The organism is Mucilaginibacter sp. P4_E8 (assembly GCF_056401495.1).
In genome coordinates, this window is sequence record NZ_JBFUJG010000089.1 from 1 (window position 1) to 21,328 (window position 21,328).

General features: G+C 42.8%; 15 protein-coding genes and 1 pseudogene. 9 read left to right on the top strand and 7 right to left on the bottom strand.

The features are described 5' to 3' along the window. A pseudogene (locus AC1DRQ_RS22480) lies at positions 1-228 on the top strand (hypothetical protein); the annotation flags it as partial. A gap of 251 nt (positions 229-479) precedes the next feature. Here the strand turns inward: AC1DRQ_RS22480 and AC1DRQ_RS22485 are convergent. The 4 genes from AC1DRQ_RS22485 to AC1DRQ_RS22500 form a co-directional block, all read right to left on the bottom strand. Continuing rightward, on the bottom strand, positions 480-3,032 hold the full coding sequence (locus AC1DRQ_RS22485; RefSeq protein WP_477427015.1) for a phosphocholine-specific phospholipase C: 2,553 nt from the start codon (positions 3,030-3,032) through the stop codon (positions 480-482). 266 nt (positions 3,033-3,298) lie between these two features. Then, positions 3,299-4,465: a TIGR03364 family FAD-dependent oxidoreductase gene (locus AC1DRQ_RS22490; RefSeq protein WP_477427017.1), complete on the bottom strand. Its 1,167-nt coding sequence runs from the start codon at positions 4,463-4,465 to the stop codon at positions 3,299-3,301. Positions 4,466-4,507: 42 nt separating this feature from the next. Beyond that, a complete protein-coding gene (locus tag AC1DRQ_RS22495; protein ID WP_477427019.1) occupies positions 4,508-5,827 on the bottom strand; it encodes a DUF5690 family protein in 1,320 nt (439 codons plus the stop codon). Between the two features lie 6 nt (positions 5,828-5,833). Continuing rightward, the gene (locus AC1DRQ_RS22500) at positions 5,834-6,520 is read right to left on the bottom strand and encodes an HAD hydrolase-like protein (protein WP_477427021.1); all 687 of its coding nucleotides are present in this window, start codon (positions 6,518-6,520) and stop codon (positions 5,834-5,836) included. Between the two features lie 206 nt (positions 6,521-6,726). Between AC1DRQ_RS22500 and AC1DRQ_RS22505 the strand changes: the two genes are divergently transcribed. Continuing rightward, positions 6,727-6,933 carry a GDCCVxC domain-containing (seleno)protein gene (locus AC1DRQ_RS22505; protein WP_477427023.1) on the top strand — a complete coding sequence of 69 codons (207 nt, stop codon included), beginning with the start codon at positions 6,727-6,729 and terminating at the stop codon, positions 6,931-6,933. A 49-nt stretch (positions 6,934-6,982) separates the two neighbouring features. Here AC1DRQ_RS22505 and AC1DRQ_RS22510 read toward each other — a convergent pair whose 3' ends face one another. Then, positions 6,983-7,561 (bottom strand): helix-turn-helix domain-containing protein, encoded by a 579-nt coding sequence (locus tag AC1DRQ_RS22510; RefSeq protein ID WP_477427025.1) that lies wholly within the window; start codon positions 7,559-7,561, stop codon positions 6,983-6,985. A 194-nt stretch (positions 7,562-7,755) separates the two neighbouring features. Here AC1DRQ_RS22510 and AC1DRQ_RS22515 point away from each other — a divergent pair, with 194 nt between their 5' ends. The 7 genes from AC1DRQ_RS22515 to AC1DRQ_RS22545 all read left to right on the top strand — a co-directional run bounded on the left by AC1DRQ_RS22515 (position 7,756) and on the right by AC1DRQ_RS22545 (position 19,343). After that, positions 7,756-8,340 (top strand): phosphonate degradation HD-domain oxygenase, encoded by a 585-nt coding sequence (locus AC1DRQ_RS22515; protein ID WP_429400377.1) that lies wholly within the window; start codon positions 7,756-7,758, stop codon positions 8,338-8,340. A 179-nt stretch (positions 8,341-8,519) separates the two neighbouring features. After that, entirely contained in the window at positions 8,520-11,816 is a 3,297-nt protein-coding gene (locus tag AC1DRQ_RS22520) for a SusC/RagA family TonB-linked outer membrane protein (RefSeq protein ID WP_477427028.1), read from the top strand. A gap of 17 nt (positions 11,817-11,833) precedes the next feature. Further along, the gene (locus AC1DRQ_RS22525) at positions 11,834-13,444 is read left to right on the top strand and encodes a SusD/RagB family nutrient-binding outer membrane lipoprotein (protein ID WP_477427030.1); all 1,611 of its coding nucleotides are present in this window, start codon (positions 11,834-11,836) and stop codon (positions 13,442-13,444) included. An 82-nt stretch (positions 13,445-13,526) separates the two neighbouring features. Further along, positions 13,527-14,621, top strand: a complete 1,095-nt coding sequence (locus tag AC1DRQ_RS22530) for an alkaline phosphatase family protein (RefSeq protein WP_477427032.1) — start codon at positions 13,527-13,529, stop codon at positions 14,619-14,621. A 27-nt stretch (positions 14,622-14,648) separates the two neighbouring features. After that, positions 14,649-17,387 (top strand): bifunctional YncE family protein/alkaline phosphatase family protein, encoded by a 2,739-nt coding sequence (locus AC1DRQ_RS22535; RefSeq protein WP_477427034.1) that lies wholly within the window; start codon positions 14,649-14,651, stop codon positions 17,385-17,387. A 37-nt stretch (positions 17,388-17,424) separates the two neighbouring features. Beyond that, a complete protein-coding gene (locus AC1DRQ_RS22540; RefSeq protein WP_477427036.1) occupies positions 17,425-18,243 on the top strand; it encodes a glycerophosphodiester phosphodiesterase family protein in 819 nt (272 codons plus the stop codon). A 254-nt stretch (positions 18,244-18,497) separates the two neighbouring features. Continuing rightward, positions 18,498-19,343: a metallophosphoesterase family protein gene (locus AC1DRQ_RS22545; protein WP_477427038.1), complete on the top strand. Its 846-nt coding sequence runs from the start codon at positions 18,498-18,500 to the stop codon at positions 19,341-19,343. Between the two features lie 68 nt (positions 19,344-19,411). Here AC1DRQ_RS22545 and AC1DRQ_RS22550 read toward each other — a convergent pair whose 3' ends face one another. After that, complete coding sequence (locus tag AC1DRQ_RS22550; RefSeq protein WP_477427040.1) at positions 19,412-20,377, bottom strand: Gfo/Idh/MocA family protein; 966 nt, start codon at positions 20,375-20,377, stop codon at positions 19,412-19,414. 110 nt (positions 20,378-20,487) lie between these two features. Beyond that, the coding region (locus AC1DRQ_RS22555; RefSeq protein WP_477427042.1) for a hypothetical protein at positions 20,488-21,328 on the bottom strand (841 nt) is incomplete at its 5' end.

A 21,328-nucleotide genomic window follows, 5' to 3' on the forward strand; every position in this document is an offset into this window, starting at 1 on the left:
TCCCATATGGCCAATAAAAAAGTAAAAACACTTTTGCACATGGCTGCATTAGTAGCCATTCAGTATAATGATGAGTTAAGGCTTTATTACGAAAGGAAAGTCAACGTCGAGAAGAAGAATAAAATGAGTGTCATAAACGCTGTAAGAAATAAACTTGTACAACGTATTTTCTCCTGTGTAAGACAAAATAGAAAATATGAAAAAAATTATCTCAAATTAGTTGCTTAGATCATAGAAATCGAGGAACGATGCAATCTCTTTAGGACAAGCATAAGTGGGCCTGTCATCCTGAGCTTGTCGAAGGATCGCGCGTAGAGGCCTGCCCACTATGCTTCGACAAGCTCAGCATGACAGCCTTTATTTAAAAAGTTGCCTGAGTAGGGTTTGCTTCATACCAATGACACATTTTTTACCATATAGCATTCCACAAAAAAAGCCGGGCATCAAGCCCGGCTTAAATTCATAATATCAGATTAATACTAAACCACTTTCCCCATCAAAGGATCACTAAAGCTATGTTGTCCGGTTTCAACCCTGCCCGCATATCTTTTCTCGAAAGACTGGCTGCCGGTAACCTTGATGCTGAAATCGTACCAGCCATGATTTTTGGTAAGGTTAAGTACCTGGGTGCTTTGACCTTTGGCAGCTACTGTTTTTTTGTAGTTATTGGTTTTGTAGCTGTGGTCGGTTATTTCAATGGTGTAAGGTTTGCTGCCGGTATTAACCAGTTTTAGGGCAATGTTGCCGGTAAGTTTATTTGCCGCGCCTTGTTCATATTCGCAGGCCACATCAATCAGTGGATCGGCAGTGTTACCTTTATATTCGCGGTAAAAGCCGTTGGGGCCGTATACCCGTAAATGATATTCGCCGTTCTCAAATTCCTGCAACGGCCAGTTATCGGTAAGGCTGTCGCCGGCTGTAAGAGCGTAGGCCCAAGTACGCAAAGGCTCCATTTGCTGCGGATCATTAAAGCTGGCGTATTTGCCCGGAGCATAAACGTTAAACGGCGAACCTAATGCTTTTTGGCCGAATACCTTATTAGCAGCTGTAAACTGAATATCAAATGATTTTTTATCGGCGCTTAGTTTACCATCGGCATAAAGCTGGTAGGGCAGGGCGCATGATGGCTTAATGCCTTTTTCCTGCTGCGCCATGTATGGTGAGGCATAAGACTCCTTATTGATCTGCGCTATCTCATCGGCAGTTAGCAGTTTATAGGTAGGCAGTTTTTTAAATTTAGCTTGATGTATGCTTTCTAAAAAGGCATCTTTTACCACAAATTCAGGATTGGCAATCTTCTCGCCATTATATGGCCTGAACACGCTGGTCAAATCACCGCAAACGGTACGGCGCCAGTTGCTAATGTTGGGCTCAACTACCTTTTTGCCTGTTTTTTTGCTTAAAAAGTCTTCCAGGAATTGCAGGGTTGAGGTATGGTCAAATACTTCGGAGTTAACCCAGCCGCCCTTGCTCCAGGGTGATGCGATAACCAAAGGTACACGATAACCCAAACCAATGGAGCTTTCGCGGTCATACACTTCGGGGAAGTTGTTGCGGGCCTTTTCCTGCTCCAGCGTTACAAACTCAATACTGGTATCAATGCCTTTGGAGGTTAAACCGGTGCCTGGTTTTTTAGAGTGAGGGGCGACAAACGGCGGCACGTGATCAAAATAGCCATCATTTTCATCATAGGCTAATATGAAAATTGTTTTTTTCCAAACCTCTGGGTTTTGGGTCAGGATATCCATTACTTCGGATACATACCACGCGCCAAACCATGCTGAGCTTGGATGATCGGAGAAGTTTTCGGGAGCTGATATCCAGGAAACGGTTGGTAGCTGCCCGGTTTTTACATCGTCCCTAAATTGGTGTAATACATCGCCTTTGGGTACCAATAATTCGCGCTCGGTACCATTATCATCATATTTTAAATTAACCAGTTCACGGTAATGCGGATTGTTGGTATTGGTTGCAAATCCTTTTTGGTGCAGATTTTTTTCGCGCTGTGATAGCGTAGCAAATTTACCCGGATCAAGACTTGCCATGTCCTTTTTAACATTATCCAGATCACGCTTCTTTTGTTTTAGCTGTTTTTGAAGGTGATCAATGTGCGCATCGCCGGCAGGTAACGCGCCTATTTGCTTTTCAAGCGCTGTAATTTCATCTGGTAAAAGGGTTGATCTTTTTTGCAGATGAGTAATATGGTTATCGTGCAGTTTAATATTGTACTGGGCAAAAAACTCCAGCGGGTTATCCTGAAAATTTGATAACCAGGAATCCTGTTCACCTTCAAAACCGGTATCAATGGCCACCTCGTTCTGGTAGTGTTTCCATGATATACCATGATCTTCCAAACGCTCGGGGAAAGTAGCCCAGTTCAGGGTGCCATAATCCATATCATCGTTCCATACGTGGGCTAATGAATTTTCATGTTGTTCGGCACGTACTGTTCCGCTCCAGAAATATAACCTGTTGGGATTGGTACCTGTAAGGGCCGAACAAAAATTCTGATCGCATACGGTAAAGGCATCGGCAAGGGCATAATAAAACGGCAAATCCTCGCGGTTATAATAACCCATGGTAAGTGGCATGTGCCTGTACTCTTTATTGCTGTTTTGTTTTACGTTGAGCCACTGGTCATACTTGCCATCGTTACGGGCATTTACCTGGTTGGCCCAGGAGTGCGGTAACGACGACATCCAGGTAGCTTTTGTGCCCTTTATATCCAGGCGGAAAGGGGCGTAGGTTTCACCAGCTTTATTTGATTGCAGCCATACCTTGTTTTTATTAGGCAGATCAATTGCCCGCGGATCATTAAAACCACGCACCCCTTTAAGCGTACCATAGGTATGGTCAAAAGAGCGGTTTTCCTGCATCAGGATAACAATGTGCTCGGCATCAAGATAGGTACTGCCCGGTGCAGGGTTAATAGCCATCGCCTTTTGTATTGATTCGGGCAAAATACTTGCAATCCCGGCAGCACCTGTAAGTAACGCTGCCTTTTTAATAAAATCTCTCCTGGTATCGGACATATAAGTATGGGTGGTGAGTAGTGAGTTATGAGTTTTTTGTATTGTTATTATCTTAAGTTTAAAATAAACATTTCATTTATTCCCTCCCTCGGGAGGGGTGTGCAGGCAGGTGTAGTGGCAGGGAGGGGTTTCTGCGTCATATTAAATAGTTCAATATACCCCTTCCTCCCCCTTCCCAAGGGAAGGAATCGCACCGCCCCCTGCTTTATTTTTATTAATATAACAAATTTATAAATCTATCAGAAACGATCTAACCATCGGCCAAATTACTCAACTCTTTTTGCTATTACCTCTTCGCATAAACCGAATGAAAGTGTCATGCCATTGCCGCCTACGCCGTTTATAACGGTTACACCGGGTTCGGTCTCTATGATCAGTTCGGTAGCTCCATTGGTCATTTTAGGGTAGATACCGTGCCATGACTGCAGGAGTTTCCAATCCTTAAAGGTGGCGAAAGTATGTAAGTACTCGGTTATCAAATTATTAATAAATGCCTTGTCAAATGGATCATGAACCAAGCCGTATTCGTGCGAATCGCCGATGGTGAGCTCGCCGCTGCCGTTTTGCGAAACCATAACGTGAATACCCCATTTTAAATGTGTGGCATATTGGTCCTCATAACGTTTCCGTAAAGCAGGCAATGAGGCAGCCGACTGGAAGCCCGGGTAATGGATCATAGACAAACCACCGCATAATGATGGGCCGATGCGCCATTCATTAGGCTGGGTAACCAGGCGCATCATCTGTAGTTTGCACTTGGTGATCTGTATTTGCGCGAACAGCTCGGGATAAAGTGTTTCAAAATCGGCACCGCTGCATACAAATATCTCATCGGCCTGCCAGCTTCGATTGCCCGATATTACTTTAGGATGCTCAATGCGGCTGATGGCCGTGTTCCAGTGAAATTCAACATCATATTTATCGGCGAGGTATTTGGCTACCTGACCAACAGCCTCGCGCGACTCCACGATCATATCCTCACCGCTCCATAAAGCACCCTTTAAACCATCAGGGTTAACAGCCGGGGACCGGGCAAGAGTTTGAGCCGGGTTTAGTAAGGCGCAATCCCGAAAATTATGGTTAACCTCTACATATTCCTGTATCACCCGCAATTCGTCATCATGATAGGCGAGATGCAGGGAGCCAACTTCGTTATGCCAGATGCCTGCTTCGGTGCAAATGGTTTTCCAGATGCTGCGAGATAGCATTGCTCTATCAAAGAGTGGCCCGGTAGCCTGGCCAATAGGCCATATCATCCCAAAATTACGGATGGATGCCCCAACCGCACGTTCATTACGCTCAAACACGGTTACTTTGTAACCACGCATGGCTAAGGCTCTGGCTGTAGCAAGGCCAACAATACCAGCGCCTATAATTATTGCAGAGCCCCCCTGCCCCCTAAAGGGAGAGTTTTTTGATTTATCTTGAGTCATAGATTTAATTTGGTTTGGTCATTAGGTCATTTCTTCTGACTTTTAACTTAAAGAAAGTATCCCATCTTCTTGTTCACTAATCTTTTTTTTATCTCTTTGAACGCTTTGCAAAAAGTATATGAGCGATAGTACGCCGCAAATACCGCCAACAACAGCTACTATCATTACGCCTTCTTTAAAGAAGTTGCCCCAGCTAATGTTTGGTCTGCCCAGTTCTTTTACCAGCAAAATGCTCACACTGCCCAGGTAACCCATGGAATCTGCCACGTACATGATAAAGCCCACGTTACTGCGATAGTTAAAGGTAGCTATCATCCGTTCAAAAAATATGGCATTGTAAGGCACATAACCCAGGTAAAGGCCAAGTCCGGCCATGGTCATCCAGCTTATGGGGCTTATCAATTTTAAAGTGAACAGCATGGTTGAAACACCAACCAGCACACAACCGCCAATAATTAATAGGTGAATGATACCGAAAGCCTTCAGATTCTTTTTAACGAGGATAAGCAGGCTCATAGCAACCAGCACAACGATGGATATAATAGAATCGATATTGGTATAAATGCTGTTGCTTTTTACGCCCAGATCGGCCCAGATTTCTACCTCAAAATTATCACGGACATCGCGCATTATAGTGAGCAGCACATAAATAATAATAGTGAGGATGATGCCTGGTAAAAATCTGATCAGAAATTGTTTGCGTTCGGCCGCGTTCATAGGAGTGCGTTCGGCGCGTTGTTGTTTATCTTCGATGGTAGGAGCTGGCATCAGCTCCATACAAAATACAAACAACAACAGGGGCAATACAAATATGGCGCCTGTTAAAAAAGGCATGTGAAACTCATTAACATGAAAAACGCTGAGTAAGGTGCGCCCAATTGTTTTTACAAATCCCGATGCGAATATTAAACTGATGGATAACACGGCAGCCATAAATTCGGTAGATCGGCGTCCTTCGAGGTAACCAAAAACCAGGCCCCATATAAGCCCCAGCGGAAAACCGTTGATGAACAGGAAAACGATATTAAAAGGAGCAGGTACCAGGGCGAAGGCCAGTAGCGCCAACCAGGCAATGCCTATCAGCGTTAAAATATAGCGCGCCCTGTTTTTGCTGTTCACTTCGGCAATAAAACGGATGCCGTAAAACTTGCTGAAGGTATAACCAATCACCTGGGCTATTACCAGCCAAACCTTATAATCAACATGCAGGTATTGCTGCCCGGTAAATGTGCCGGCAGCAAAGGCCTTGCGGAAGGCATACATGGAAGTATACAAGCCAAATGCCGAAACCGCTGCCATTACTGATAGCAGGGAGTACGGCCATTTGGCTACCTTTACCCGTAACTGATCCATCAGTTTCATAACTGTTTACTGGTTTATGATCTCTATAACCTGTGCTATATCATCAATAATGTGGGTAGGATTGTAGGTTTCCAGTTCGGTACGGGAAAAAATGCCGGTGGTTACGCCTATTACATACTTGCAACCCGCGTTCTGGCCCTCGCGTACATCAACCTCGGTATCGCCAACTTTGGCAACCTGTAATGGATCGGTAATGCCGCCATCCTCCATCATTTTTTGGATCATATAAGGATGCGGGCGACCAAGCTCTACTTCGTCTGAACCAACAACATGATCTATAAGCCCCTTTTCGTGCCAGTGCAGGCGGTTGATAATGGTATCGGCAATATCGCGCGAAAAGCCCGTATTGATCCCTACCTGTACGCCATTGGAGCGTAGGGTAGCAAAGGTTTCTTCAACATTTGGAAGGGGTTCAATACCTGGCTCATATTTATAAAAGTGGATCATCTGGAGCACAAATTCTTTATGGATATTGCCAACCAGTTCAGTAGTTATTTTATCGCTATCGGTTTCATGCAGTTGCAGCATTTGTCTTATCGCCAGGTTTTTTTCGTAGCCCATTAAAGGGTTTATTCTGTCGAGCTCAACATGGTAATTGAATTTTTTTAAAGCAGCCTGGAATGCTTTGCTTACTTCATGATCGTCTTTAACCGTGGTGCCGGCTATATCAAATACTACTAATTTAATGGTCATAATATCAATAAGAATGTTTAGCAATACTAAACTTTATTTATTAATACCAAACTAAATTTGTGTTAAGATATGGTTAAGGGGGCTTTGTGGAGATGCATAATTGCGCCTCTGGATTGCACGCAGATAGAATATTCAGCACACATAAATTTAGTGAGAGATGCCTAATTGAGTCTCCTCAATAATTTAAATAACATTACCTTTATAATATGGATGTAGTGCTTATTTCAGAAATTACCTGCCCGTCTTGTGGTTTTAAAAAACGGGAAGAAATGCCTGTTGATTCATGTCAGTATTTTTACCAATGTGATCAATGTAAGGCAGTATTAAAACCCAAAGACGGCGATTGCTGTGTGTTTTGCAGTTATGGCACTTACAAATGCCCGCCAATACAGGCCAACAGGTCGTGCTGCTAAATGGTCATATAGCGGCATAACTCACCTGTTCAGCTTAATCAATTAACCACTATTTCTTTTCCTCAAAAAAATAGATTACCAGCATACTCGCGGTGGTTTTGCCCAGGTTTTTTGGCGTATGGGGTATGCGGCCATCAAACAGCATGGAATCGCCTTGGTGAAGGGTTATCTTGTCATCGTTAAACTGATACTCTATTTCGCCTTGCAAAATGTACTTGTACTCAAATGCGTCAGTTTCAACAAGCGGGCGGGTGGCATCAGGCTCCAGCTCCAATATTACAATATCGACAGTAGAGTGGGTTATTGATTGTGTAAATATGCGCTGGTAATGAAAGCCTGTGGCATATTCTTTTTCAAAATGCTCATATTCATTTTTCCGTTTTATCAAAACAGGTAAATGATCGTTTTTGGAGCGGATATCCTTAAAAAATTCATTGAGGTCGATCTCCAATGCTTTAATGATTTCAATTAATACCATGAGCGATGGTATGGTACGGCTGTTTTCAATTTGCGAAATGAGCCCTTTGCTTACATTGGCCCTTATGGCCAACTCCTGAACAGTGATATTTTTTTCGCGGCGGCGTTCTTTTATCCGGTTACTGATCTGTATCAGTATATCTTCTTCCATTATTTATTATCAAGTTAGCAGGCGCAAAGTAACCAATAAGCAAATTTATCCAAAATGATTTTTTTGTTACATGTGGTGAAAAGACTCACCCTGGCTTTGCTTCGGACGAGTTTTCGCCAACGGGATGGATATTTTACAAACATTTAATGTTTCCCTAATCTGGATACCCTTTATTTGTAAACAAAAAACTAACCATGTCCTTTTCCCAATATAGTCCGCAGGCCGTTGTGAACGAAATATTTTCACTTTATGAAAAATTTGGTGATGAAGATTATATTGGCGAACCGGTTTCGCAACTGGAGCATATGTCGCAGGCTGCGGCTTTGGCGGAAGCCGAAGGTTATGACGATGAAGTTATACTGGCTGCCTTTTTTCACGATATAGGCCATTTATGCGCTGATGCCGATGAAGCCGAAAGTATGGACGGCATGGGCAATGTTGACCATGAAAAACTGGGTGCCGATTATTTGCTTGAACGTGGTTTTTCTGAAAGGGTGGCTAATCTGGTACAGGGCCATGTGATCGCTAAAAGATACCTTACTTATAAATATCCCGAATATTATGACTGCCTGTCTGACGCCAGTAAAACCACGCTCGAATTTCAGGGCGGTGTAATGACCGAAGATGAAGCTACCGATTTTGAACTTAATCCAGATGCTGAGTTAATTATAAAACTACGCTACTGGGATGATATGGCCAAAGAGATGAATGTACCGGTAAATAACATAGATTATTTAAAGTCAATAGCATTAACTCATTTGCAACTGGTAAACAGTTGATCTTCTATATTAAGTTTTTGTAAGCTACATGTAATTCTGCCGTTACAAAAATCGCCTGCTTAACACAGGGTGAACATAAGATTAAGCATTGCTTAATACTAAATTAGTTTACTAATAATAAACAAAGTTTAGTATTGCTGAATGAAAAATCAATCCCCTTCACCTTTAAATTTTAGCAGATGAACAAGTTTTACCAGAAATTAAAAACCCTTATCACGGTTTTATTATTTTGTATTGCTCCATCTATTTTATTCGGACAAACCAAAATAAGCGGTACTGTTACCGACGAAAACCACTTACCATTACCCGGTGTAAGTGTAAGAATTAAAGAACAGACTAAAGGTACGGTTACTGATGTGGAAGGCCGCTACAGTATTACGGCCAATGCCGGTCAAACCCTTATTTTTACTTTTATTGGTTATGCCCCCAGGAATGTGGTTGTGGATGATAAAACCGTTATAAACGTAAGTATGAACGGTGACAGTAAAACCCTAAACGAGGTTGTAGTAACCGCGTTGGGTGTTAAAAAAGAGACCAGGCGCATTGGTTACGCACTACAATCCGTTAACGGCGCTGATGTAACAACCGCTCGTGACCCAAACCCTATTACAGGTTTAACAGGTAAAGTGGCCGGTTTATCAGTAGGCCCATCAGCCGAGTTATTGGGTAACCCTTCGGTATTAATAAGGGGTAACGCGGTATCATTATACGTTGTTGACGGTTTTCCGATCAATACCGATACCTATAACATCAGCCCTGATGATATCGAAACTTATACCGTGTTAAAAGGCCCTGCTGCTGCCGCCCTTTATGGTAGCCGCGCGCAAAATGGTGCTATTTTAATCACCACTAAAAAAGGTGATAAAAACAAAAAAGGCTTAACAGTTGATATAAACAGCAGTACGGTTATGAACACCGGCTTCCTGGCATTCCCGCGCACACAAAATTCATTTGGCGCGGGCGAAAATACTTTTTACACCTTTGTTGATGGTAAGGGCGGTGCACCGGGTGGTGTAGATAGCGATTATGACGTTTGGGGTCCTTATTTTGCCGGTCAGTTAATACCACAGTATGACAGCCCTGTTATTAATGGTGTGCGCCAGGCTACCCCGTATACGGCAAGGGGTAAGGATAACCTGAAAAACTTTTTGAAAACCGGTTATCAAACCAATAACAACATTTCATTAGGATCAGTTGGCGACACTTATGTAACCCGGTTTTCGGTTTCACAACAACATCAAACCAGTTATATCCCGTCACAATATCTGGATATAGCAAACGCTAACTTTTACGCGTCATTTACTCCAACTTCACGCTGGAAATTTGAAGCCAACGTTGATTTTAACAGACAATCAACCGATAATTTTCCTGACGTACAATATGGCCCTAACAGTATCATCTATAATATAGCTGTTTGGACAGGTGCCGACTGGGACATTAACGCACCTGATATTAAAGCCATATGGCAGCCGGGTAAAGAAGGTGTTCAATCGCAATTTGCTGAGTACACCCGTTACCATAACCCTTATTTATTAACTGAAAAATGGACAAGGGGCCATTACAAAAATGATGTTTACGGTTACATTTCAAGTAATTTCAAGATCAATGATAACCTGAATGCAACTTTACGTTCGCAAATTAATACCTACAACATATTACGTACCGAAGACCTGCCATTTTCGGCACACCCTTACGGCCGTGAAGGTAACCAGGGCGATTACCGCGAAGACCGCCGTAACCTGTTTGATAACAATACCGAGTTGTTTGTTAACTATAACTACACCATTAAAAAATTCCTGAACTTATCAGGTTTGGTGGGTTCAAATCTGCGTAGCTTTAACTATAACTCCAGCTGGACATCAACAGATTATTTGAACGTACCTGAAGTTTATACTTTTAGCAACTCAAAAAACGCGGTACAATCAACCAGCTTTAATTCACAGGAACGCGTATTAAGCGGTTACTATTCAATTGATGCTACATTTGGTAAATATGCTACCTTATCAAGCACAGGCCGTGTTGATAAATCATCGGCATTTCAAAATGTAACTACTTATTATTACCCAAGCTTATCGGCAGCAACTGTAATTTCTGATTACATTAAACTGCCTGAGGTTATATCGTTCTTAAAAGCAAGGGCATCATATTCTACTGTAAAAGCCGATGCTTCAAGTTCAACTATCGGGCCGGCTCCTTTTAATGCCATTTCGGTATATGGTGGTTCAACAACTACAAGCAACCCAAATTCAAATCCGCTGTTCCTGAACCCGCTTGGTTATGGTAGTACTTATAACTCACCTTATAATGGTCCAAGCTATCAGCTTAATCCATTTTACTTAACCAGCAAGCCTTACAACAGCCAGCCTGCAGCTTCTGCTTCTGACTTTTTGTATCAGACCAATATAAAAACCTCAACCCGTGTTAACTACGAGGAAGGTTTTGATATTAAATTTTTACAGAACCGTTTAGGTTTCTCAGCTACGGCTTTCCAATATATTGATGGTCCGCAGATTTTGGCTAACCCCATATCAACAGCTACAGGTTATACAACTTTGTACCTGAATGCTTTGAAAACCAAGAAAACAGGTTATGAAGGCTCGTTAGAAGGTACGCCGATCAGGAACTTAGGCGGTTTTACCTGGAATATTTTGGTTAACGTATCAACCTTTAAAGATGTTTATGAGGAGCTGCCTCCGGGACAGGATACTTATCAAACATTCTTTAAAAACGGCGACCGTACCGATAAACTTTACGGAACCGCATTTGCAAGAACCCCACAAGGACAGATCATTAATGATGCTGCTGGTAAGCCACTGGCATTACCGGTTCCTCAATACCTGGGTAACGAGAATGCTAAATATGCATGGAGTATTAGTAACAAGGTTCGTTATAACAACTTTAGCCTCGGTTTCCAGTTTGACGGATCAGTTGGTGGTGTTATTATTGACTACATGCACAATAAAACCATGCGTGGTGGTGCAAATATTGAAACCGCTACCGGGGCACTGGGCGATGCCCGTTATAAAGACTGGCAAAACTTTGGTAAAGCAGGCTACAACGGTAGTTATATAGGCGAAGGTGTAACCGTATCAAACGGAGCATCTATCAACTATGATCCTGTAACCGGTAAAATATCAAACTACACCGCGCTGCAATATTCACCTAACAAGCAAACCGCTTTGGTGCAGGATTATGTAAGTAAATATTATAACGTTGATGAGTCAAACCTAATGAGCAAAACCTTCTCCAAACTGCGCGAGGTAACGCTTGGTTATGACTTCCCTAAAGCATGGATGGATAAATCATTCATCAAAAAGGCATCGTTATCGGTATACGGCCGTAACTTATTATACTTCTATAAAGACAAACGCTTTAAGGATGTGGATTTAGATCAATACAATTATGCTACCTCAAGCACTGTTTTGCAATCGCCAACAGTACGTAGCTATGGTGTAAACTTAAATGTATCATTCTAATTAAAAATTGAATAATTATGAAAAAGATATTTATTAATTACGTACTGCCGGTATTCATGGTATTGGCAGCAACAGGTTGTAAAAAGAGTTTTGAGGACCTTACCAAAAACAATAACGTGCCCAGCACGGTTCCCGCATCGCTGTTATTTAATGGTGTATTGAATAAAATGGTTGACATGCCTCAAACCGAAAACGAGATATATGCCCAGTATTACTTATATAACTATGATTATTACGGTAATAACCGCTACGATGATTTTGCAAATGGTGGCGATAATTACTACGGTACGCTTAAAAACGTATTAGATATGGAAAAACGAGCTGTCGCATCGGGTGGCGCAGCGGTTAATCCTTATGAGGCACTGGGTAAATTTTTCAGGGCTTATTTCTTTAGTAAAATGAGTTTGGAAGAAGGTGATATCCCTATGACTGATGCTTTAAAAGGCCTGGATAACCTTACACCTGCTTATGATACTCAAAAAGCGGTTATGACTCAGTGTTTAGCCTGGCTTGAAAGTGCCAATACTGATATGACACAACTGATTAAAGATCCTAMAATAGGTGGTACCGGTGTTGGCGCTTCTTTATCCAATGATATTTATTTGGGTAATGATCTTACTAAATGGCAAAAAGTAGTAAATACATTCAGGATAAGGCTGCTGATTGCGTTAAGCAAAAAAACAGCGGATATTGATGTGAAAACACAGTTTGCAAGCATCATTGGCAATGCAACCAAATATCCGTTGATGACCAGCTCTGATGATAATCTGCAATATAAATTTGTTACCCCAAGTAATTATTACCCACAAAACCCTGACAACTTTGGGCAAAATGGTTCAAGGCAAAATATGTCGGCAACTTATGTTGGGTTACTTACACAGTTAAAGGACCCACGGGTATTTGTAACTGCCGAGCCATCACGTTATCTTGTAGATACTTTAAAGAAAAGTCCAACCAGCTTTGATGCATTTGTTGGCGCCGATCCGGGTCTTGATCTTGGTGTGATGTACAATAACGCTACCCTGCAGCGCTATTCGTTTATGAATCGTAAACACTTTTATTCAACCTATACCGGTGAACCAAGCGTACAGATAGGTTATCCCGAATTGATGTTTAACATTGCCGAAGGCATTAACCGCGGATGGGCTACAGGCGATGCCGAAGCCTACTATGTTAAAGGTATACAGGCATCATTCCAATATTATGCTATCCCAACAACTGCGGGTGCAAGTATATTCTCAGCTTACTTTTACCGTCCGGGTGCAACAAAAGGCCCTGCAGACCTGTCAAGTTATGATACTTTCCCTGTAACTGTAAACTGGACTACTTACTACGCGCAGGATGCTGTAAAATATACAGGTGGTGCAGCCGGTCTTACTCAAATATTACAGCAAAGATACCTGGCGCTTTTCCGTCATTCAGGTTTGGAGTCGTATTTTACTTACCGTCGTACCAAAGTTCCAACCTTTACAACTGGTCCGGGTACAGGTAACAGCGGTCGTATAGCGCTGCGTTTTGAATACCCAACATCAGAAAGAACTGTAAATGCTACCAATTATAATAAAGCCCTGAGCAGCCAATTTGGCGGTAAGGATGATATAAACGGTGTAATGTGGATATTACAATAAACTGTGGATATTACAATAAACATTGAATTTAATAAAGGCCTCCCGATATTTCGGGAGGCCTTTATTGGATAAAATAAAACCTATGAAAAAAATAATTTTAACACTGGTGCTTTCTGCGGCTTTTTCTGCATTATTTGCGCAGCAACATAAAACCGAAAATGTAATAATAGTAACCATTGATGGTTTACGGTGGCAGGAAGTTTTTCGGGGTGCCGACTCTGCCCTGATCAATTCGCATGATACCGATGATAAGGACGCGGTACGTAAACATTACTGGACAAACCAGGCTAACGATCGCCGTAAAATGCTGATGCCGTTCTTCTGGTCGGCTATTGTGCAGCAGGGCCAGTTATACGGTAATCGCGATATAGGCAGCAAGGATGAGGTGGCCAACCCGTATCATTTTTCATACCCTGGCTATAACGAGATCTTCAGCGGCTTTGCTGATCCACGGATGAACACCAATGAAGCTATTACCAACCCTAATATGAATGTGCTGGAGTTTTTGAATAAGCAAAAAGGCTTTGAAAATAAGGTAGCCGCGTTTTCATCATGGGAAAGGTTTACGCAGATCCTGAACACCCAACGCTCAGGCTTGCTGAACAACTCAGGATATATGCCGTTAACAGTACCGGGCATGAATGACCGTTTAAAACATTTAAATGAAATGCAAAACGAGGCGCCTCATTACCTTGGCGATTCAACCCGGATTGATTTTTTGACTTTTGAATTTGCAAAAACGTACCTGCAGCAGTTTAAGCCACGTGCGCTGTATATCGCATTTGATGAACCCGATGATCTGGCTCATGCCGGCAACTACAAATTTTACCTGGATCGTACCCGCCAGGAGGACGACTATATAAAACAATTATGGCAGTACGTACAAACCGACCCGGTTTATAAAAACAAAACTACCCTGATTATCACTTGCGACCACGGCAGGGGAGATGTACCTATAGCCAAATGGCGCGATCATGGTAAAGAAACCCCGCACTCTGAGCAAACCTGGTTTGCAGTTTTAGGCCCCGATACACCAGCCTCAGGCGAAATGAAATTGCCAGTAACAACATACCACAAACAACTTGCGCAAACAATTGCCAAACTTCTGGGCTTTGATTTTAAGGCAGCCGCCGGGCATGAGGTTGGCGATGCCATAGGCAGTGTTACCGGTAAATAGTTTTTTTGAAATTAACAACTTATTATCATGAGTAATAAAATTCTTGTATCGCTCGCTATTTGTTTAAGTACTTATGCGGTTTCATTCGCGCAAAAGCAAGTTAGTATTTTACAGGTACCCGGGGCCGACCAGTTTTGTAAAATTAACCAGAGCGGCACCTCCGTTTTGCCGAGCGGCAGGTTTATAACGCCTGCTGGTAATACTATCCGCATTACACATGATCCTTTTGGCTTATCTATATCGCCCGATGGTAAAAAGGCGGTAACGCTGCACAACGGGGTTATTGAAATTATTGACCTGTCTTCCATGAACGCCGTAAGGGTTCCCAGTTATGATAAAAAGATAAAATCGCCCTTATCAAATGGATCATTCCTGGGTGTGGCTTTTTCGCCGGATTCCAAAACATTGTATTTGAGCGGAGGCGATAATGGGGCTGTTATTATTTATGATGCGGAAAAATTTGAGCGGATAGATTCATTATCATTAAACGGGAAAGTAGGAGACAAGGAATATGATGATAGTTTTACGTCAGACCTTCAGCTTAACCCGGCAAATAATGAGTTATTGGTGCTTGACCGTGGTAACTTTCGTTTAGTCAGGTTAAATCTTGACACAAAAAAAATTACCGCCTCTGTTAATGTTGGGCGCCAACCCTTCGGCCTGGCTTTAAGTCCGGATAAAAAAACGGCTTTTGTGGCTAATGTGGGCATGTATTCGTACCCCTTAATTACCGGGGCCACACCTCAAAATGCCGATTCTATACGGATATCTCAACACCCTTATGGTGATAATACCAAAGAATCGCGCGAAGGAACCATAATTGAAGGAAGAAAGATCCCCGGTGTTGGCGACCCGTTGGCACCCGAGGCCATGAGCGTGTTCACTATTGATCTGGCTACCAACCAAGTGATCGACAAATTTAAAACCGGTCACCAGATAGGTCAAATGCTGGAAGATGCCGAGGTAACTGGTGGCGCAAGTCCAAACTCCATTGCTGTGGGCAGCAATTATGCCTATGTAACTAATGCCACCAATGATAATGTTACTATTATTGATTACAAGAACCATAAACTATCAGGCGATATACCTATAAAGGTTGATAGACGCATTGATAAATATCGCGGGCTGCTGCCGTTTGGTATTTGTCTGAGCAAGGATGAACAAACTTTATATGTTGCCTTACTGGGTTTTAATGCCGTTGCAGTAATTGACGTACCCTCCAAAACTACCAAAGGATTAATCCCTACCGGCTGGGGAACTTCGCGGGTAAGGTTATCAGCCGATGAAAAGGAAATGTATATTACCTCGTGCCGTGGCTATGGTGCCGGCCCCAATGGCGGTCATGGCTTTGTTTCGCCGCCGCAGGGTACTTATATTGGCGATATCCAGTTAGGTACATTTCAAAAAGTGCCGGTGCCTGATCAGGCTCAGCTGGCATTGTATACCAAACAGGTTATCAATAATACTTTCGCCAGTAAAACTATTCCGGTTGCTGCTAAAAATCCATTACCGGTTTTGCCGGGCGCATCGCCTACACCTATTAAATATATTGTTTACATCACTAAAGAAAACCGTACTTATGATGAAGTATTCGGGCAGTTGAAAAATGCCAGGGGCGATAGTACCCTTGCCCGGTTTGGTGTAAACTGCGAATATACATTGCCCGATGCTTTACGGGTGAAATTTCCGGGATTAAAAGTATCGCCCAACCATCTTAAAGCGGCCCAACAATTTGCTTTTTCAGATAACTATTATTGCGATAGCGATGCCTCCATACATGGTCACCATTGGATGATGGGTGTAATCCCTAATGAGTGGGTAGAGGCAAATTCCAATGTACACAAAACGGCAAAACTGTTTTCAAAAGCACCCGGACGCCGCTTTCCAGGATCAACCGGAAGTATGGACCCTGAGGATTTTGCCGAAACAGGAGGCCTCTGGGAGGCGCTGGAAAGAAAGCACGTGGCGTTTTACAATTTTGGCGAGGCTAATGAAACGGCTCACGTGCGCGAAGAATGGCAGGATACAACCACTGGTGCGGCCCACCTGGTAATGGTTCCTATGCAAAAAGCCTTGTTTACCAGGACAAGCCATAACTATGCCGGCTTTAATACCAACATCCCCGACCAGTTTAGGATGGAGCAGTTTGAGGGTGAGTTTACCAAAATGTGGATCAAAGGGAAGAAAAAAATGCCTTCACTGATCACCATGCAGGTGCCCAATGATCATGGAGCTGATGTAAGACCTAATGACGGGTATCCTTACAGGCAATCATACATGGCCGATAACGACCTGGCAGTTGGCCGCATACTGCATTTTTTATCGCGCACCAAATATTGGAAAAACATGCTGGTAATAATTACCGAAGATGACCCTCAAGGTGGCGTTGATCATGTTGACGCGCACCGCTCCATATTGATGCTGGCCGGTCCTTATGTAAAAAAGGGATTTGTGAGTCACACACATGCCAACTTTGGGTCGATATTAAAAACCATTTATAACATACTGGATGTGCCTTATGTAAATCAATATGATGTTACAGCTACTTTGCTGCAGGACTTTTTTACAGATAAGCCCGATTTTAGCCCATATACATTTGTAAGGAGCGATACCCGGGTGTTTGATCCACAAAAGGCGATGAGCAGGTACAACAAAACCATTGATTGGCGTAAAATTGAAAAAGGACCCGAAATGGATGATGAAGACCGCGAACGGGAAGATCACTATAAACAGAAAAGACCTGCGAAGGTAGTTGATAAGGACTAAACAGGTTGCTCATTAATGAGGATTTAAACCACCAAACATGAAATTACTTTTAGTATCAACAATACTCCTTTTACTATACAAGGGCGATAACTGGCAGCCCAACCCTGCACCGGTATCCAGACATAAATTCATAGTGGCGGCCCATCGCGGCGATCATGTGATATATCCCGAAAATACCCTTGCCGCCTATCAGGAGGCCATTAAAAATGAAGCCGATTATGTAGAGATCGACCTGCGTACCACCAAAGACGCTGAACTGATCAGTATGCACGATGCCAATGTTAACCGCATGACCAACGGCAAAGGCCTGGTTAAAGACCTTACGTTAAATGAACTTGAACAGCTTGAGGTAAAAAGCAAAGACACCACCAGTAAAGTAATCTACCGTATACCAACATTTAAGCAAATATTGCAACTGTGTAAACACAAGATCAACATCTACCTTGATTTTAAAGCTGCCGACCCGGCTGTTGCTTACCAAATGATCAAACAATATGGTATGGAAAAACAGGTGCTGGTTTATATTAACAGCGCCGAACAATTTACCGGCTGGCGTAAAGCTGCCCCCAAAATGCCCCTGATGCTGAGCCTGCCCGATAGTGTTAAAAATGTTGCAGGTATGGAAAGCTTTATTAATAAATACCAGGTAGATATACTGGACGGCAGTTACAAACAGTATAACGCAGATATGGTGAAATTTGCGGAAAGTAAACATATCCCCGTTTGGCCCGATATTCAAAGCGCCGGCGAAGGCCCTGCTGATTGGGATAAAGCGCTGGACAAGGGTTTAACCGGCTTGCAAACCGATCACCCGGCCGCGCTGGTGAAGTATTTGAAAGAGAAAGGGTTGAGGTAGGCAGATTACAAACGATAGAGTAGACTTGTCATGCTGAACGTAGTGAAGCATCTATTAATCGCTATGCATATCGCCGAATAGATCCTTCGCTGTCGCTCAGGATGACAAGTTTTGTTTTGCTCCGAGCAGGATCTCCCCAACGCAAGCCCTGTGATGTTTTTCTAAGCACCAGCTTGTTATATTATTCCTGTTACTTGATCATTCTTAACCTTGATTTAACACCCATACCTTACATTTACTTAAAAATTTAACCTATGACTACCCGCAGAGAATTTATTGGCACTGGCCTGGCAGGTGTTGCAGCTTTAACCTTGTTGCCTGCTGTTAACACTTTTGCAAACGTTAATAATGACTATCAGAGAGATAAAAAGAACAAGCTGAAACTAAGGTTTGCCCTGGCATCTGATATCCATTACGGTCAGCCCGGAACAGATTATGCTACCAATACCGGTAATATGGTGAAATGGCTCAATGCGGATCATGCCAAAAATCACCTGGATATGGTGATTGTGAACGGCGACCTGGTGCATAATCGCCCTGATTTGCTGCCCGAAATAAAAACCAATTATTTGGATAAACTAAGCGTACCTTATCATACCATACCGGGTAACCATGATTTTGCCGATGCTGCTGTTTGGCAAAAGAACTTTGGGTATGAGGATAAATATACCGTAGAGTTTGGTGATATTGCCTTTGTGCTGGCCAATACTGCCGATACAAAAGGCACCTATGTTTGCCCCAACAATGCCTTTATCAAAGCTTCGCTTGATAAGCTTACCGATAAAAAGATAGTTTTTGTGATACTGCACATTGCACCATTTAAGTGGCAAAAGGATGATTTTTTTGTGGATTGTCCAGAAACCATCGACCTGCTGCATAGCTATCCAAATGTTAAGGCTACCTTTCACGGACATGATCATTTGCTTGATGGGGTGCGTCATACCGGTAAGTTTCCACATTTCTTTGATTCGCACATTGGCGGCGACTGGGGTACCGACTACAAAGGGTACCGTATAGTGGAAGTTGATGAGCAAAACGCCATTTATACCTACCAGGTAAACGCCAGCCAAAACCCGGTACTTAACTCCAATAAATTATAAGAAATCAGGAGACACATTACATGTGTCTCTACAACATTTACGTAGAGACGCATCACATGCGTCTCTTATTATTTTTCGGAAGAGAATTTTAATCCTATCTCTGCACGGGCCCTGTCAATCAGGTCAATCATTTGTCTTGACATTTGGTGACTGATGATGGGGCTTTCGGTTTCGTGAGCTTTTATCAAATCGCAAAAGTGTGCTATCTCATAGTTGAGGCCACCGGCAGTAAATGGTTCGCTCAGTTCAATAGTACGGCCGTCAAGATAATCAATGGTAGCGCGGGCCGGGTTCCACCAGTTTTTGTGGATGGTGATATGCCCTAACGGACCGGCTATTAACGCGTCGCCTTTGCCATGCAGGTCAAAGCCGGCATATAATTGGGAGTAACCTCCCTCATGAAGGGTTTGAAATACGGTGAACATATCTATTCCCGTATTGCCAAAGCGGCCCATTGCTTGCACATCCTGCAGGTCGCCAAGCCAGTCAATCGCCAAAAAAGCCTCGTATATACCAATTTGCATCAACCCGCCGCCAACCAGCTCATGACTAAAATTGGGATGATCTGCGGGGACATCTGCTACTGACGATCCGGCACGTACATAACCAGCCGGGCCAATTGGGTCATGAATAAGATGCTCTTTTAAACGGGTGTATAAAGGATAAAATGCCGGTTTCATACCTTCCATAAAAAGCAGCTTACAGTCTTTTGCTACGGCAAGCACCCGCTCCAGTTCGGGCAGGTTAACGGTTACCGGCTTTTCGCACAGTACATGTTTGCCGGCTTTTAACGCGGCTATGCTGTAGGCCGCATGGCTATCGGGAAGGGTTGCAATGTAAACGGCATCAATATCAGTGGCCAGCAATTCCTCAACACTGGTGCAGGCAATACCACCATACTGCTCCACAAAAGCATTAACGGTAGAGGGCCTCCGCGACCATGACGATACCAACCTGGTACCGGCCACTTCGTGAAGGCCCTGCATAAACCTATGGGCAATGCGCCCGCAACCTATAATACCCCATTTTGTCATAGTCTTAAGTTCTGAATCTGAAGGCAAAAATCTAAAATTAAAAAGTCTTAAGTCAAAAAATATAATATTAATTGACTTAAGACTTAAAACTCAAGACTTATGACTCAAGCCTATTGGTATTGTATATAAATAGGGTATGGTTTGTATCTTGATAAAACTTCCTCAGGTGTTAACATGTGGAAAGGTTTCTTTTTAATATCGTTTTTGTAAAACAGCTTAAAGCCTGTAAACTGAACCGGCTCCTGGTTTATAAAATAACGATAAGTGCCTGTTTTCAAATCTGGCTCACCCCATCCGTCCATATCCATTACTACCTGTACCTCTTTACGCAATTTTATGTTCTTGTAATTGGTAACCATTTTCTTGGTAAAGCGGTGTACTACTAAAATTTTTGGAGGCAGGTTATATTTTTTAACCATGCTGGCTAAATAACCCGAAACATAGTTAATGTCAGCTGCATCATAAGTGCCTATTTTTCTACCTGGTTTGCTGCCATCTTTCATAGAAAATTCAGGGTCCATACCAAAATGTACTTGTGGCATAGCCAGATACTTTTCAAACAATGGCAATTCGGCCTGTATGTTGCTTAGTGCTACCTGTACATCTAAAAACACAATGGCATGTGCTTTTTTTGCCAGTACCAAAACGCTGTCAATTTGTTTAAACGGCATGCGGTAGCGGTATTTGCCATCTTTTCCGCCATCGCCTTGTGCCACAACGGCAATATAATGCAGAGCAGGTTGTACCGGTGTTTTCGGATCGGCTTTTTCCCAGTGTTTTACTTCGCCTTTTAACTTGGCCAGCATTTCTTTAGGTGGCAATTCGCCCAAAATACCCATCTTTTTAGAGTACAGGTTACCATAAAAAGCTACCACACGCTTAAACGGTAAAATAGCACCGTTTAAAGGATAGGGGGTGTTTTTAACCGGCCATCTGCCAGTGGTATCACCA

Excerpts from the sequence above, each read along its gene's own strand:
- AC1DRQ_RS22485 (WP_477427015.1), bottom strand. The coding sequence starts at position 3,032 with ATGTCCGATACCAGGAGAGATTTTATTAAAAAGGCAGCGTTACTTACA.
- AC1DRQ_RS22490 (WP_477427017.1), bottom strand. The coding sequence starts at position 4,465 with ATGACTCAAGATAAATCAAAAAACTCTCCCTTTAGGGGGCAGGGGGGC.
- AC1DRQ_RS22495 (WP_477427019.1), bottom strand. The coding sequence starts at position 5,827 with ATGAAACTGATGGATCAGTTACGGGTAAAGGTAGCCAAATGGCCGTAC.
- AC1DRQ_RS22500 (WP_477427021.1), bottom strand. The coding sequence starts at position 6,520 with ATGACCATTAAATTAGTAGTATTTGATATAGCCGGCACCACGGTTAAA.
- AC1DRQ_RS22505 (WP_477427023.1), top strand. The coding sequence starts at position 6,727 with ATGGATGTAGTGCTTATTTCAGAAATTACCTGCCCGTCTTGTGGTTTT.
- AC1DRQ_RS22510 (WP_477427025.1), bottom strand. The coding sequence starts at position 7,561 with ATGGAAGAAGATATACTGATACAGATCAGTAACCGGATAAAAGAACGC.
- AC1DRQ_RS22515 (WP_429400377.1), top strand. The coding sequence starts at position 7,756 with ATGTCCTTTTCCCAATATAGTCCGCAGGCCGTTGTGAACGAAATATTT.
- AC1DRQ_RS22520 (WP_477427028.1), top strand. The coding sequence starts at position 8,520 with ATGAACAAGTTTTACCAGAAATTAAAAACCCTTATCACGGTTTTATTA.
- AC1DRQ_RS22530 (WP_477427032.1), top strand. The coding sequence starts at position 13,527 with ATGAAAAAAATAATTTTAACACTGGTGCTTTCTGCGGCTTTTTCTGCA.
- AC1DRQ_RS22535 (WP_477427034.1), top strand. The coding sequence starts at position 14,649 with ATGAGTAATAAAATTCTTGTATCGCTCGCTATTTGTTTAAGTACTTAT.
- AC1DRQ_RS22540 (WP_477427036.1), top strand. The coding sequence starts at position 17,425 with ATGAAATTACTTTTAGTATCAACAATACTCCTTTTACTATACAAGGGC.
- AC1DRQ_RS22545 (WP_477427038.1), top strand. The coding sequence starts at position 18,498 with ATGACTACCCGCAGAGAATTTATTGGCACTGGCCTGGCAGGTGTTGCA.
- AC1DRQ_RS22550 (WP_477427040.1), bottom strand. The coding sequence starts at position 20,377 with ATGACAAAATGGGGTATTATAGGTTGCGGGCGCATTGCCCATAGGTTT.